Here is a 15,132-nt window from a genome sequence, read left to right as displayed (position 1 = left end):
GTCTCCTATAAACTGTCAATGCATGTTAACGAAGACATTCTTGTGAATACTAAGGGGTCAACAGGACTCGCTGCTGATAACTCGTAAATTGCCTTGTAATCACTTTTTGAGAAAGTAACATTTACTTTATTTGCGCTGATTCGCTTGGTTTCAGAAGCATCGAGTAAACGGAATAATGCAAATAAACCTTCTTTATTGTCTAGTACTTCACTTCCGTCACGGCGGCCAAAACTCACCTGTCCATTAGTGCTTGGGTTCTCTGGTGGCCAAATAACCGGTGTCGATGTTGGCCGACCAAACTGGTAATTTAAAGTTTTGCCGTAAATAGACATTCGAAACCTGGCAAGCCGAGGGTCTAAATACACCGGTGTAAGTGACAGTTGTATTTCTGGCTGAGACCCATCACTGGCATACAGACTCCGTTGGATAGTATAGATATTCTCAAAAAACGGTAGCACATGTTCGCCAAATGCATAACTTGATTGCACGTCATTCTTCCATGTCCATGGTAGACGTTGCATATTAATTAAAGGGGCCAAGTGTTGCTCAAAGAAACTATATAATGCCCCCGACGGTGCAAATAATTGATTGATGTCACGCAAGCTCGCATCTGCGCTAGCACCGCGATTAAACGGATATTTAAATTCTACAACGTCCGAACACACTCCAAGCACACCGCTTTTCCATAGTTGTGTTAGCTGCGTCTTTTGCAATCGGTTCTGCGCACTTTGAATACTGCCTGCTAGCTGACTAACCCAGCGATTCAGCGGTTCGGTTTGCAAATACCCGTACCCTTGCAAACCATTTAGAATACTAGGGTCAAAAGCATTGTTAGTATTTTGCAGTTGGAAGCTAAGGTTTACGTTTACTTCCTGTAGCAATGTAGAGAAACGTTGCTGCGTTGCAAGTTTCTTATCTTCTTGCATCAGCTCATGCAATTTACTAAATCGAGACGTAACATATACCCTAGGGTTGTCAGCTGTTAACGCATTTTTAGCGGCGCTTACAGCACGGCTAGCATTGGCACCAAGATTCAAATTTGGTGTATTTGAAGAAATATCAATCAACTTTGTTGCCTGAGAGACATTACTCAAAAAGACAAAGATGGGACTATCTGTTTCAATTAGCAACTGCAAACCGGCACTTAACGACGCAGCACTGCTGGCAGACTTTACTGACACAGAATTGATTAATGCTTGCCATGAGTTAACATAATCTCTTGCGTAGAGTTTATTCAACTGTTCAGATAGATTTGCAGAATTTACTACGTTATCGGGCCCCAAAATCCAGGCTTCGTCACCTAATTTATCAATATATTCATCAATTTCTTCACTTAATACCACATCAAATGATTCTGGAGTGTACAACTTTGACAACGTTTGAATATCATCAAAACGGGTTGTGAAAATTGTTCCCCAATCACTGCTAGCCAACTGCGCCATCGATAGATACTTTGTAGGATCTGACAAGTAAGCATCTTTGAATTGTTTGTAATAGATTTCGCCCAGCGGCTGTGCACTTAACGTTCGGCGCGCATCCACTACCAGTGCGTTATCGACACTCTCTATGACCATGTTACTGTCAACCAGGTTTTCAACATGACTAAATACCTGGGTAAATTCAAGTGAAGAGAAGTATTGATTGCTGTTGAGGTGTTGTTCCAAGTAACGTGCAATAAATTTGTTATCTCGGTTTTCGCTATTCGCTAACATCAAGTATGTTTTCAATGCTTGATATTGCTGGCTTATATCAGAGGGCTGTCTTAAATGTGTCTTGACCTGCTCGCTAACGTATGGCAGTAACACCGCTTTAAGTAAACGTCCATAGCTCGCCATTAAGGCACTTTCTACTTCATCCGATTGGTTTAAACCTAGGCCGGAAAAATTCGCTCTATTCTCATTCGCGAGACCTTCAATATCATTGGTAAAGTCGTTTAATGCTGGCAAAAATTGTCGAATATCCGCATCGCTGCCAATAGATTTGTCATCATACTGCGATATCCATTTGTCTACTGAAGCGTCACTCCGAGCAATGTATTGTGTATTGTTGTTGTAGCTTAGGTACATGCCAATACAAAGACCTAAGGTTACTGCAGCGGCTGCCCCCATAGCGATACGTTTTAATAATTGCTTTCTGCTTTCATACTTAGTTAAAGTGCCAAATTTGTCAGCTTCTGCAAATACCAAATCTTGCAATAGGTCTTTAATAAAGTAACTACGCTGATCGTTATTCCACATAACTCTAGCGGTACTTTTTAGGCCAAATGCTTGAGAAACTTTGTTTATCATGCGATCAATAGGCGCGCCCGACTGAGTACCGCTGGTCAAATACAGACCTCGAATAATACCGGTACTCAAGCCTTCTTCTTTGCGACTAAGCCCGTCAACAATTGTATTAAATGCATTATGCAAAGACGCAAGTTGATCACTAAACGTATAGATGGTGGACTTTCTGTTTGCATCTCGTTCAAGAGACATTCGCTGCCACTGTCTTCGTGATATAGACTTTAATAAATCACTAAATTGAAGACTAAATGCCTCAGTTATATTGCCTTGTACACTCAGTTGTTTATCAAACGTCAGGCCGAAAGCTTGTTCTCGTTCTTTATGAGAAAAATTGTCAAAAAACTGGGTGAAACCCGCTAACATATCTGACTTAGTAATCACAATGTAGACGGGAAATTGCGTACCAAAAAACTCATTTACTTCAGCTATCCGCTGCTTTAATTTTAGCGTATGTTGGCTTAACTCATATTCGTTCATTGTCATCAAATCTGACATGCTGAAGCTGACAAGTAGGCCACTGATTGGCTTGCGCCGATAGCGCTTAATCATACTAAGAAAATTTTTCCAACCCGACTCATCAACTTTTTGATAACTGTCTTGAGACGCATACCGTCCAGCCGTATCAAGCAATACCGCTTGCTGCGTAATCCACCAATCACAATTTTTCGTGCCACCGATCCCCTGGACAGCTTTGTTGTCAAACTCATTCGCTAAAGGAAATCGTAAACCAGAGTTCGATAATAAGGTGGTTTTTCCGCTACCTGGTGAACCAATAATCATGTACCAAGGAATTTCCGTTAATGAAGCCGGTCCCCCTTTCTTTTGTTTCAGAGTAGAAAATGCTAACTTAAATTTTTCCTTTAACGCGGCCGACTCTGCATCAATTGCCTCGTTTACACCATCATCCTTAGTGATCTCCTCGACCATCTTGTCTTGTTGCTTTTGCGACTTCAAAAACTTTATATATTGGTATAGGCAATAACCTGCAACAATAAAAAGAAATACAAGCAACTGCGTAACAAAACCTGCCAAGGGTGCATAACCCGCGAACGAAAAGTAAGGCCCTGCCAAGAAAATAAGTAGTGCAGCGATAAACAAACATAAAATAGGAATAAAATATTTATGTGACGTAATTGCTTTTATTTTACTCATGGTGCCAACTCATCCTTTACGACCAAAATCAGCTCAACACGGCGATTCAAGCTTTGATTAAAATCACTATTGGCATCGTCTACAAGTGGTTGCGTATCGGCAACCCCTCTTGTCAAAGTTTGACTTGGTGGTGTGTTTGCGGTGTTTAACCAAGCTTCGACGGCTGTCGCGCGTTTACGAGAAATGACCCAATTTGAATCGGCTCTTCCGGTAGAATCGGTATGCCCAACAATTATCACCGAACTTGCATACTGATTAAGCGTATCGACTAATACATTGACTTCGGGCAATTCATTTTTGTTGACTTTAGCACTGCCTGAAGGAAAAAGCTGAGTACTCACTAAGCGAACAATCAACATGCCATCCTTAATGTCGACAACAAGTTTATTATCTGCAATTGATTGCGAGAGACGTGACCGCAACTGCGTTGCAACATCGGGTAACTTGACCTCAGGCGCTTGGTTATTTTTAATCTGCAATACAACATCACTCCAGCCAATGCCCTCTACTTTTTGATATAGAGGCGAGGCTTTAGCGTGCAAGTTGGACAAAAAGGCAATATATGCCGCTATACAGATAAAAGCCAAGATCATAAAAAACAAGATAGGAGGAACGCGTTTTTCTAAGCTGGGCTTGTCGTCGCTTATTCCTTGCCATGCAGGCGATAAGTCACCGACCACTGGACGATACAAAGTAATCGGTTGATAGAGCATTTGAGAAATTTGTACAATATCGTTTTCACCTGTCTGAGAAAGTCTGTATTTACCTCTAAATCCCATAGACAGACACACGTAACACAGTTCAATCAAGTCAATGTTACGCTGCGGTTGCTCCATTAACTTATTGGCAATTAAAAAAAACTTTTCTCCTCCAGATGTTTCATTGTGATACTTTCCTAACAAGGTTTGATGGCTCCACGCGCTATCTAAACCCCAAGGCGTCGACAAGACTAACTCATCGATAAGACAGCACAATAAATATCTTGCTGTGAGAGTGACTTCTTGCGGCAATGAATGATCAGTTAGTTGTTTATCTAGTTTTGCAAAAAGCGCTTCAATGTCACGACGTAATTGTTCAATGGTGTTATTCGGTTCTAAAGTTCTAAGGCTGCCAGCCAACACAAGGATATCATCAGCACAACTCAGCAGAATATTCTCAGTTTCGATTCTAGGCATATTCGCCGATGCGTCGCCAATATTGCCGTATGTATTGGCGGACTGAGTTATATGTTGAGGTGGCTGACCATGGGGTGGCCCCCCATGTTGCGGCGGAATTGACTGCGCAGGCTGACCAACTTCACCTACTTTGCGACGTCCCCCTGGATTGGGGATGACCATTGTTTTAGATAAATCGTCATCATCATTCATTGCTAATGGCTCCTAATGGCCCATAACTCCATACTCAAATTTGGAAAATTGGTACCAATATGGCATGCAATGCCACCAGACTCCACCAAGGCATTCCAGTATTCGCCATTTTGCACCAATTCAAAATACACATAGTTGCGCTGATACGGCATTTCTCTTGGAGCCACTGCTAAATGATTTAGTTGGATACCCGGTAATTGTACATTTACCAATTCTTTAATTTGTTCAACAGAACCGATTTTAACCTGTGGAGGGAAATACTTTCTAATTTCGTCCGCAGAAATGTCTGCGGTCACTGCCAACACAAAACTGGCAGACGTAAATAATGTTTTGTCAGAAATAGTGCCAACACGAACGCCAAATTTACGTTCCTGTAATGGGATGTTAATTGAGTTTTGCTCTAGTACCACACTAAACAACTGCCGTAACTCTGCCACTAGGCTTGTAAACATACGAGATGGCTGAGCATGGTCATAAACAGGTAAAGTGGGCACTAACTTATCGGCATGAATAAACGTACTCAGGTCACCAATAAGGGTAATAAATTGCTGATATAAATCGAATGGCGGTACATGCTCAGCGGCATCCAAATACTCAAGCATTGGATAGTGACGATTTAACGTTTGCAACATCAAAAAGTCACTCACTTCCGTTGTGCTTGCTTTACCCGCAACAGACACCCTCGACGCCAAGGACTGAATACGATGTTTTGCTAATTTTAGGAGCTCACTAACAACACCTGAAACATATGCGCTCATCTTTACATTTAAACATGGTGGAATAAAATCTTCCTTAAGCGTAATTACACCATTAATACTCACATCTTCAATATGAGCAATAGGAATACAACTAAATTCGTTATTGTCATCCTTACTTGTGCGCAATGAAAAATTGAATCCTGCAACTTCGATAGGCGCTACCGTAGAAGAGATGCCTGAAACATCTCGGGCTTCATGCTCAATTACGTCATAACGGCTTTGAATCTGAGTATCTCTTGCCGTTTCAGTATTTCCGTGGCGCCGAATTGACACGGCTAAAAATAAGGTACAATCCAGGTGGTCTTCAGTAATGTCTAACGCAGAAGGTAAGTTGTCTACTTCAGGTAAGTTAAAAACACTGCCATCAGGCAATATACCTTCGCATGCGTTTACGCAAAACTTACCTGTTTTAAGATGAGATTTGTCTACATCAAGTGAATATATTCCCCATTTATATGGTTGTGATAAATGAGAAACATTCCTCAATTGAGCTTCATGATATCGGGTTTGTTGTTGAAAGTGATGCGGTTGAAGCATCATCCCTTCGGACCAAACAACGCGTTTTTCCCATGGCATAGGGATAAATCCTTATTAATTATTTAGCACAATTTATGCTATATCGATACGACTCTAACACTCAATTTTTCGACGACAATTTCTAAGCCTGAATCACTAAAAAAGTTTTTATAATTTTTTCCAGGGATTTCCTTTAACGTTCGCCAAGTCACCATATCTACACTTCGATAACCAACAACAACACCAATGAATTTGGCATTTTCAGATATTTCCAAATCTAACTCGGTACGACTTCCAGGGTCCACTAAATACTCATTAACGGCGATAAATTCGCTACCAAGAGAATTGCCAGAAGCAGCAAACAAGTCCTCGTAAGCCGCATTTTCGAAGTTAATTGAATTACTCAACTGATAAACACGTACAACAACAGAAGACGCGCGCCCATTAATATCGGGATTAATATCGTCCGTCGCAGTAATAAGATAAGTAAAATCGACCGTCTTCTCACCAGTGCTGCCGCAAGCAAGAAGCATGAGGGTAAGTAACGCGAGTGAAACTGCGTAAATTACCTTGTTTACTGCCATTTTCAACATAACTATCCTTAATTTATAAACGATGCAATTATCGGTTCTTTATACTGTTAATCTGCGCCTCGTAAGCGTCAGAAAAATATTTGCTAAGTAGTTCATTTAGGTTTTCGTTCACTTGTTTCCCTAATGAATCTTGCTTATCTCTATACAGCTGCCACCGTATGTTGTTCATCTTTAAACCAATAAAGCTCTGGCCGCTATCTTTTGCTTCTTGTTCGATTTGTTCTGGTGACAACTCACCAACTACACCGGCTAAGGTTGCTTGTAAGCCAGATAAAAAGGCCATTTGATGAAGTTGAATGTCATTTAAGGCTTCTGCATAAGCATCTTGTGCAGACATATATCCTGGTTTCTTTTTAACTAACAGCATTTCCAAAGTATCACTTGGATCAATAGAAAACTTAATAGGGTTATTTGATTGCGGCTTGATCATTGTCATCGACAATCTAGATTCTTGTTTAAAGACTGAACGTCCTGCCAATAAGGCCATAATGCCTTGTGTCGAGGTCATTAATACGTTAACAATATCATCTGCAAATTGCGTTTTGTCAACGGTATCAATGTATTCTTTGGGTAATCCTAATTTTTCATATAACGCATGAAAAAACACATCTTCTGATTGCGCAGTTACTGTTTGCTTACTGTGCGTCGTGCTTGGCATTGGTGCGGGAGCTGCGTAGCCAGAAGTGGGCTGTGCAGGTATGCCCGGAGAGACACTACTAGCTGTTGGAATGGGCGGCGTTGAAATTGATGGTTCTGAAACTGATGGTACTGAAACTGACGGTGTTGGCGTTAACGAAGCCGCGCCTGGTAATTGAGGTGTTTTTGGTGCTGTATGTTCCGTATTCACACCTTCACTTCGAGCAAAATCTACTTGGGAAGCGTCCAAAGTAGCAGCATCGTTACTATCTTCGCTAGGCGAATCACCTAAATCCCAATCCTCCGGAATAATATTAGAAGGTTGCATATTGCTTTGGGTTTCATAACGCTCAGTTGTTTGTGAAAACGGGTTTGCAGACGCATGATTGTTATTGTTATTGTTATTGTTATTGTTATTGTTATTGTTATCGCCATCAGAACGGGCAAAAGGAGAAACTTCATTCGTATTTGTCCCTAAACTAAAGGGATCTAAATTCGATGCGCCGTCATGGTTGCTAGCAGTCGCAGTACTCCTGGTGAAATCGTCGTCAAAATTACCCATATTTTGCTGACTATCAAATGATGGTTTTGCTGGTGAGGACAGAATATCCTGCAAACCCAAACTGTCAGTATTGGGCAATTTCTGTGAGAATGAATCACCGAGGTTTTGCTCAACATTCGCCCCCAAATTACTCGTACTGCTGTCCGCACTAGCGCTAGCACCCGATATCAAATCCAATAAGCCACTGTCACTGTTGGTAGGGTTATCCGCTTGTAAACTATTAGTGCTGGGCATCTGTGGTACAAAAGCAGGGTTATGGCTATCACATTCAATGGCCTCAACGACTAAACAAAATTTACCTAAGGTAATACGATCAGAAAGTGACAACTTGTGGTGATTGCCCTTTCCTAAGGGAGACGCTGCGTCATTAATAAAAACCCCATTGCTGCTTTGATCAGTCAGCATAAATTGATTGTCAAGGTAACTAATCACAATATGCTTATTGGAAATATAACGATCGACGTCATTCAGCGTCCAATCACAGTCTTTTGAACGCCCAATCGTGCCACCAAGACTAGTAAATTGAAAGGTCCTGATTTGATCCGCTATCCCCTCTGATACCATTGATAACTGCAAATGAGGCATGTTTCTTGTTGTTCCTTACCATTAAAGAAGCGCTTGACATTTTTGTATATGCGCTTGTTGCTTAGGTTATAAGTAAAGACAGATAAACGCAAAATTTTTAAGCGTTAATTGCCTCTTAAATTCAAGGTCAAAATTGACTTACATAACACCATAAGTATGCGACGACTAAATCAATAAATCTTACGGAATTTGCACAGTAGTACTACCAGGATTTGTTATCGATATTGTGCCGGCATAGGCGCACATACACTTACTTGAATTGTTTAGTGCCGGTTGGTTCCCAATAAGCACCGTTGGCGAACCTGGCGCCCACGGTGCGGGGATCACTGGAATACAAGGCATTGGCGTCAGTACGCCAAGCGCCGCAGAAGTCGCAGCCGCAACGGTCGGGTTTGCTAAAGAGCGACACATACCAAACGGTGGGATATTAGCAATCGGTTTATTGTCCATGATATTTGCTGCAGGTTTACCGTCCGCAAGTGTCTTGTTTTGCGGTGTTACAATTAATGTACTTGGGGCGACACCTTGAGTACACATCAAACTAGCGCCCATTACAACTTGCATACCCATATTGTGACTCCTATCCGACTATCAAATACTCACTATCCAAGCTACCAATACGAACATTTAATATTGATGATTTGACGCAGCCAAGTTCGCTTCAGCTAACTGCTCATCGGTATAATTCGAATGCAGTTCAGTGTTAAATGTAAATTGAACACCGAGTAATCTCGCAATGCGAGGTACCGCCTTATCACAGACTCTAAGCATATGAGGAAAACCGGGAGGAGGATCGCCTAAGCTTTGAACGTCACTCTTATTCCCCAACAATAGTCGAAGTGAGGGGACTACCCAAGGTTGATCGATGTAATCAATAAGATCAAACATCGTATTGAAAGCCGTTACGTCGTCTTTAATTGAAAGCAAATACGTAGAAAATTGCTCTCTGCGCTGTTTTACACCTATCTTTGCTAATGCCGCCATACAATTCAAAGCAATCACTTCAGGTTGCTCAGCAGTGCAATACGGCTCCAATGCTGGTGATTGCTCCAACGTCAATCGCTTACCAAGCAACAGTATTGCCCTGACCTTTGCATTTTCGTGCTTAACTTTATTTAACAGGCCATGCAGTAGTTCAGCCGACAATGCCGCTTCATGGTTCTCTATTTGCTGCATTGCCGTGTTAACAACGTTGATGTCTTCGTCTTCAAGCGCTTTAAACAATAATTCATAACTGATAGACAAATCCATGCCGCCAAGTACCATCACCGTCATCGTGCGAATTGCGCTGTCTTCATGTTCCAATAGTGCTGATAACTCACCTAACGCGGCGTTCCCCATACGAGACGCTAAGTCAACCGCTTCAAAATCCATCTCTTCAATTTGCTCTGTAAGTTGAGACATTGGTATCTCTCCCGTGGTAAGCGATAACGATTTGCTGTTGTCAGCGTTTTCATTAACTACTGACGTAATTGCAGCTGACGCATAGCTGCTGCTTAAACAAAGCAACACTGCAACGCTTGTAGTAGTAACAACCCTGCTCACTTTTATCAAATTTATCTCATACTTTTTGTGTTTAATATAAAACGCTTGGACCTTGTGCGATATGATTCCTAACTGTCGAGCATTGCCCATCACGCCCTGCACTAGCGCCTGTTCTTACATTCTTTAGACTCACCAAACCTGAACGATAAGGATAGCCTGAATAACTTCCGTAACCAAAATTATTGTACTCTGGCCAATGTGCTCCACCTTGAGGAGCGCCTGCTCTGCCAGTGTAGTTGTAATTGTGCATTAAAAAGCGCATAGACCAAGTTTCATAACGTTGCCAACCAGACCCTGAGCCATCCGTCGGATGCCAGAGAGTGAAAAAGTGCCCTAACTCATGAGCCAAATCATTTGCGCACCAATAGGTCTCAGCAGTACGGTCTGTCGCGCCAGTTTTCATCCCCATGAATACACCCGGATGAGTTAAACCAAACCCTGCATATGCCGATTTACTGAAACCATAACCCAATGCACTGTCAAGCTCCTGCATAACATAGACGTTTATAGTGTCCTTAACCCATTTTTTAGCATAAACGTTGTTGACTTCGCTAAATAACATTTTGTTAGCGTTAGCTAATTTGATATCGAAAGATTCGGCCTTATTAACAGTGAAATGAACGCCACAAGGTGCCCAGAGTGCTTTCACTTGTTTCATAACATTGTCTATATTTAGCGTTGGTGCGACACCATTAGCACCGGATGGATCATTGACTGTGACAATATGGGGCTGAATAAAGACCAACAAGCGATTAAAGGTATAAACGACCAAGTTAGCGATGATCGGGCCATCTTTAGCACCAAAACGTATTTCGACCTTACCAGACTTTGGCGTAGAACCACTAAAAGTCCCACCTTTCAACTTAATCTTATTCTCTTTACCAGAAGCAACTTTTTCGCCATCTTTTGGTGTGATAATTTTAACCACCTCTTCATCTGAAGTAGTAACATATAACTCGGCATTATTATCTATGTCTTCGCGTACCATCTGTATCGTGACTTCTTGATCTTTGGTTAAGCCCAACACACCCCCACGAATGGGGTCTGAAGCAGCAAGACCATTCACTTGAGGCACAGTATGCGTGTGTCCTCTGTCATCAACTTCAGGGTAGGCGGCATCTGGTGAGCCTGTCGCCGCACGCTCAAAGCGCACAGGCACAATTCTAAGTTCTTTTTTGGCCTGTAACTTAATCGTCATTTCCTGTATGCCTCCGAGGCTTTCATTGGTTCACCAAATAACGTCATTCGCCAAATTCACTTTTGATCTTGTTATAAGTTACAGCGTCGAGGGCTTTCCCGTTAGGGTCTAAACCATGATCAGCCTGAAAATTTAGCACTGCACGATCAAAATCTGCTCCCCACTCATCATTCACATCAGTGTGTAAATATCCCAACAAACGCAATCGTCTCTGAATACCTAATAGAGTATCATGCGCTTCCAAATTGGTAATTGGTTCAATTTCATAACTTGTGCCCAAAGCTTCTAGCTTAGCCTTAGCGCCCCCTGGAATGTAAACCTCAACACTGCCATCATCTTCAATATTACCGCCTTGAGAAAACTTACCATCGATGTAAACGGTATATTCGATAGCTTTATCGATAGCCCGCTCGTCGTCTGTGCCAAATTTTCCTGGATACAGCTGTAGAAACACTTTCACTTTATGTACGCGAAGCTTGTTCTTATTTGTCTTAGCAGCACTGGAACGCGCAACACTCGCCATAGTATATTTTCCTAAAATCCGTACACAGAACGTGCTTTATCTTTTGTTGCTTGATCAATCACATCGTCGTCCGCTAAACCATTGTTTTTCTTGAAGGCGTTCACCGCTTTTTTAGTGCTTTTGTCATTTTTGCCTTTCTCATTGCCACAGGCATACCCTAAGTTATTGAGCCTTGCCTGCAGGCCTTCAATTTCATCATGGGGCGCCAAACCACCAATATCTATAGGCCAACACACACTATTCTTTTTGTCTTTGTCAAGATAAATGGTTAATTCTGCGCTCATACTGCCCGCATCAATTTTGGTTTCGATTAAACCGCTACTATCCGTTTTTCCCTCAAACTTCTCACCGCCAATTTCCAAACAATACGCCATGTCAGCAAAACCATTGCCATCAAAATCTTCAACGACAACTTTCAGCTCACATATAATACCTTTTACTGAAATACCGGCAGAAGATTCAGGTGCCAAAGTCATTTTTTTACTCTCTTTATCCGGTATTTTGACCTTGTCTCCTTTGTGCAATATGTGAAGGTTGTCTCGCTGACCTTTTAGGCTAGCATTTGCACTATCGGTATATAATACGTTGGCGTCATGAAACCCGTTTTGTCTAGCAATGCTAGAAAAGCAATCGCCCTTTTTAACTTTATAGGTCTTCATTACCATGCATCCTTATGTAAATCAGGAAAGCTAAGTTTACACTCGCCGGGCTCAAACCCTTCAATTTTAGCATTTCCTTTACTATCAGTAGTGCCTTTAGCAATTGACCCATCTGGTAACTCTACTTCATACTTTTGACCAGACACCGGGTTCGACGCTTCGTCCTTTAAACTAAACTCAACCCATGAACTTGGCTTATCTTCTTTTTCGTCCGATGTATTGTCGTCGTCTTTTGGTGGTTTGAAAGGTTTAACTTTTTGTTCATCGTATTTACCTTTCTCGCTAGATTTTGGTGTTGCTTTTGCCTTTGCCGCTTTTCCGGGATCAGCAGCATCAGCCTCAAACACTTCTTCAGGCTCAATAGGTGCTACCGCTTTAACAACCTTTCCAGACTTCGCTTTCATTGCACTACAACCATAACCAAGATCTCAAAATACTCCGCATACTAATTTACCTTTACCATTGAACCTTTCAACGTCGCCATACCTGAAGCACTGATATCGACTGTAGCACTAGCATCAACTTTTATTGCGGCTTTAGATTCAACGGTAACTTTGCCTGGAGAGCTGATCGTAATACCCCCACTTTCAATCGCAATAAATGATTTACCTACCTGCAAGGTTAAATTTGTCCCGGCTTCGATACAAATATTTGCGCCTTTAATATAACTGTCTTTTTTAACGACCATTGAATGACCAGCATCAAACGTTTCAGAAACATCTCCTTTCACCGTTAAAGATAACTCTGAGTCAACGCTTTTAGCATCTTTGCCTATAACAGAAAAATGTTGGTCTTTACCTACTTTAGACACACTATCGCCTTCAATCTCGACATTCTGATTATTTTCAATACGCTCAAAATGATCGTTTTTAACGACTAGATGTTTATCATTGCCAATGGTTTGAAAGCAATTGTGCCCAATGCGTGTATCTATATTTCGCTTACCGTGAACGAATATTTGCTCTTCGCCTTTTTTATCTTCCATGCGAATCTCATTAAAGCCTCCGCCACCTTTACTGGTACGAGACTTAATACCACTCATAGTCGCATTTGCGGGCAATGGATAAGGAGGCATGGTACTGCCATTGTATACACAACCAATAATTATTGGCTTATCAGGGTCACCATTCAAAAACTCAACGAGTACCTCTTGCCCAACTCTAGGAATATAAATACTTCCCCAGTTTTTACCTGCAAGCGATTGAGACACACGTATCCAGCATGAGCTTTTCTCGTCGCCTTGAGCTTCTTTGTCCCAATGAAAAAGAACCTTTACTCTCCCATATTTATCTGTCCAAATTTCTTCACCGGATTTACCCACCACGGTTGCTGTCTGTGGCCCCGTCATTTTTGGTTTAGTCGCATTTTGCTCTGGCCGAAAAGGTATATTGGCGGGAATAGCGGTAGCATTAAACTCAAACATCGGCAGCTTTTCGTTACCCTTTTCTGCGCGCAATGCATCTCCTCTAAGATGACATTGATACCCACAGATTAGATAGCTACTGTTTTGATCCTCTCTGGTATAGTCGAAAAGTGAAAATTGCGCACCCGCGTATAGTGTACGAATATTTCCGCTGAGAGATTTCTGTTCAAAACCTGCATTCTCTTTTTGCATTAATAGCTTGGTATACTGATCGCCATCGCCTCTTTCAGCATATTTACCCGGATAAGAATAGCGCTGCAAAGAAGATAGAGACGCCGTTTTAGGATCTGCAGTAACCGAGTCAAGATTCTTAGTTGGTAGTTCAAAGTCAAAACTTCGTAAACTGACACCGCCACTTCGTACTTTAAAATGGTTGTGCCACGAAGTAATACCTTCGACACCGTGATGTTTACTGTTTTCTTCTAGTTCGAAAAAGTTTACCTGACCGAGATCCGGCAATGAAGAACTATCATCAGTGAGTACTAACGAATGCTTACCGTTAATATGCTTGAAATAGTAGAAAATCCCTTCTTGTTGCATAATCCGGGATACAAAGTTGAAATCACTTTCGTTAAACTGCACAACGTAATCTTTGGCCTGATATGTGGCTGTAAGTTGGTCTTCGAAATCGGAAAAACCAAGATCACTAAATACGGCTTTAATAATATCAGGGTAGCTTTTCTCTTGAAAAATACGACAATGCTCACTTAATGTAAGTAGCCAAAACCAAGGCCGAATCACCGCACCATAAAACGCATTTTTATCTTTATTATCTTTTTGAAAGAATTCCGTCACAATACCGTTGAAAAAACGCGGCTGGTCTTCACTAGTCTCCATCCTAATTGTCACGTTTTTACCTAAAATATTCTCAAGCGCCACGTCTTCGTCATCGCTTATCAATTCAACGTCGATTTGGAAGGGCTGACCCAGTTGCTCTTTGACTTTCGCTTGACGAAATATAAGGACATCGTCACCCAAAGGCGTAGATATAGAAATTAAACTACTTTCTCCAGACATTGTGTATCCTTTCAGCGAACTAATACATTACAAATTAGTTACAATACTCACAGGCCATTAACCCTTTGATTTTGTATGATTTTCATCCAATTACATTATCCTTGTTATCAGCGACGACCGCACAAATATCTAATAATGACTTGCACTTAAAGTATCAGTATAAGCATTATTTTGAGCAATGAAATCCTTTGCGGTAAAAAAATGATCCACTAATTATTCAAATTACCTTTGCAATCATGAATTTTTGTATTAGTGTTTATCACTTAATTGTAAACAAAGTTCATACCCAACTTACGTTTTATAAGGTTTTTGT

Annotated in this window: 12 protein-coding genes; all 12 read right to left on the bottom strand. The window is 41.4% G+C overall.

Annotated elements, in window-relative coordinates:
* Positions 1-5: 5 nt before the first annotated feature.
* The 12 genes from tssM to QQK00_RS14115 all read right to left on the bottom strand — a co-directional run bounded on the left by tssM (position 6) and on the right by QQK00_RS14115 (position 14,819).
* Positions 6-3,437 (bottom strand): type VI secretion system membrane subunit TssM, encoded by a 3,432-nt coding sequence (gene tssM, locus QQK00_RS14170; protein WP_284218240.1) that lies wholly within the window; start codon positions 3,435-3,437, stop codon positions 6-8.
* Entirely contained in the window at positions 3,434-4,804 is a 1,371-nt protein-coding gene (gene icmH / locus QQK00_RS14165) for a type IVB secretion system protein IcmH/DotU (protein ID WP_284218239.1), read from the bottom strand. Before icmH ends, tssM begins: the two co-directional genes overlap by 4 nt.
* Positions 4,805-4,806: 2 nt before the next feature.
* A complete protein-coding gene (gene tssK / locus QQK00_RS14160) occupies positions 4,807-6,138 on the bottom strand; it encodes a type VI secretion system baseplate subunit TssK (RefSeq protein ID WP_284218238.1) in 1,332 nt (443 codons plus the stop codon).
* Between the two features lie 38 nt (positions 6,139-6,176).
* Positions 6,177-6,671 (bottom strand): type VI secretion system lipoprotein TssJ, encoded by a 495-nt coding sequence (gene tssJ, locus QQK00_RS14155; protein WP_284218237.1) that lies wholly within the window; start codon positions 6,669-6,671, stop codon positions 6,177-6,179.
* Positions 6,672-6,699: 28 nt separating this feature from the next.
* On the bottom strand, positions 6,700-8,454 hold the full coding sequence (tagH, locus tag QQK00_RS14150) for a type VI secretion system-associated FHA domain protein TagH (protein ID WP_284218236.1): 1,755 nt from the start codon (positions 8,452-8,454) through the stop codon (positions 6,700-6,702).
* Between the two features lie 180 nt (positions 8,455-8,634).
* Positions 8,635-9,024 carry a DUF4280 domain-containing protein gene (locus tag QQK00_RS14145; RefSeq protein WP_284218235.1) on the bottom strand — a complete coding sequence of 130 codons (390 nt, stop codon included), beginning with the start codon at positions 9,022-9,024 and terminating at the stop codon, positions 8,635-8,637.
* A 57-nt stretch (positions 9,025-9,081) separates the two neighbouring features.
* Entirely contained in the window at positions 9,082-10,008 is a 927-nt protein-coding gene (locus QQK00_RS14140) for a HEAT repeat domain-containing protein (protein WP_284218234.1), read from the bottom strand.
* A 22-nt stretch (positions 10,009-10,030) separates the two neighbouring features.
* The gene (locus tag QQK00_RS14135; RefSeq protein WP_284218232.1) at positions 10,031-11,197 is read right to left on the bottom strand and encodes a hypothetical protein; all 1,167 of its coding nucleotides are present in this window, start codon (positions 11,195-11,197) and stop codon (positions 10,031-10,033) included.
* Between the two features lie 43 nt (positions 11,198-11,240).
* A complete protein-coding gene (locus QQK00_RS14130) occupies positions 11,241-11,720 on the bottom strand; it encodes a peptidoglycan-binding domain-containing protein (RefSeq protein ID WP_284218231.1) in 480 nt (159 codons plus the stop codon).
* Between the two features lie 11 nt (positions 11,721-11,731).
* Positions 11,732-12,379, bottom strand: a complete 648-nt coding sequence (locus tag QQK00_RS14125) for a peptidoglycan-binding protein (protein WP_284218230.1) — start codon at positions 12,377-12,379, stop codon at positions 11,732-11,734.
* Complete coding sequence (locus QQK00_RS14120; protein WP_284218229.1) at positions 12,379-12,783, bottom strand: hypothetical protein; 405 nt, start codon at positions 12,781-12,783, stop codon at positions 12,379-12,381. Before QQK00_RS14120 ends, QQK00_RS14125 begins: the two co-directional genes overlap by 1 nt.
* Positions 12,784-12,824: 41 nt before the next feature.
* Positions 12,825-14,819: a type VI secretion system Vgr family protein gene (locus tag QQK00_RS14115; RefSeq protein ID WP_284218228.1), complete on the bottom strand. Its 1,995-nt coding sequence runs from the start codon at positions 14,817-14,819 to the stop codon at positions 12,825-12,827.
* Positions 14,820-15,132 lie beyond the last annotated feature (313 nt).

This window comes from Agaribacter marinus, assembly GCF_030160655.1.
Taxonomy (GTDB): Bacteria; Pseudomonadota; Gammaproteobacteria; order Enterobacterales; family Alteromonadaceae; genus Glaciecola; species Glaciecola marina.
The sequence above is the reverse complement of the archived record's forward strand: the minus strand, read 5'-3'. Positions and strand labels throughout refer to the sequence as shown.

Coding starts and splice junctions, on each gene's coding strand:
- tssM (WP_284218240.1), bottom strand. CDS start 3,437: ATGAGTAAAATAAAAGCAATTACGTCACATAAATATTTTATTCCTATT.
- icmH (WP_284218239.1), bottom strand. CDS start 4,804: ATGAATGATGATGACGATTTATCTAAAACAATGGTCATCCCCAATCCA.
- tssK (WP_284218238.1), bottom strand. CDS start 6,138: ATGCCATGGGAAAAACGCGTTGTTTGGTCCGAAGGGATGATGCTTCAA.
- tssJ (WP_284218237.1), bottom strand. CDS start 6,671: ATGTTGAAAATGGCAGTAAACAAGGTAATTTACGCAGTTTCACTCGCG.
- tagH (WP_284218236.1), bottom strand. CDS start 8,454: ATGCCTCATTTGCAGTTATCAATGGTATCAGAGGGGATAGCGGATCAA.
- QQK00_RS14145 (WP_284218235.1), bottom strand. CDS start 9,024: ATGGGTATGCAAGTTGTAATGGGCGCTAGTTTGATGTGTACTCAAGGT.
- QQK00_RS14135 (WP_284218232.1), bottom strand. CDS start 11,197: ATGACGATTAAGTTACAGGCCAAAAAAGAACTTAGAATTGTGCCTGTG.
- QQK00_RS14130 (WP_284218231.1), bottom strand. CDS start 11,720: ATGGCGAGTGTTGCGCGTTCCAGTGCTGCTAAGACAAATAAGAACAAG.
- QQK00_RS14125 (WP_284218230.1), bottom strand. CDS start 12,379: ATGAAGACCTATAAAGTTAAAAAGGGCGATTGCTTTTCTAGCATTGCT.
- QQK00_RS14120 (WP_284218229.1), bottom strand. CDS start 12,783: ATGAAAGCGAAGTCTGGAAAGGTTGTTAAAGCGGTAGCACCTATTGAG.
- QQK00_RS14115 (WP_284218228.1), bottom strand. CDS start 14,819: ATGTCTGGAGAAAGTAGTTTAATTTCTATATCTACGCCTTTGGGTGAC.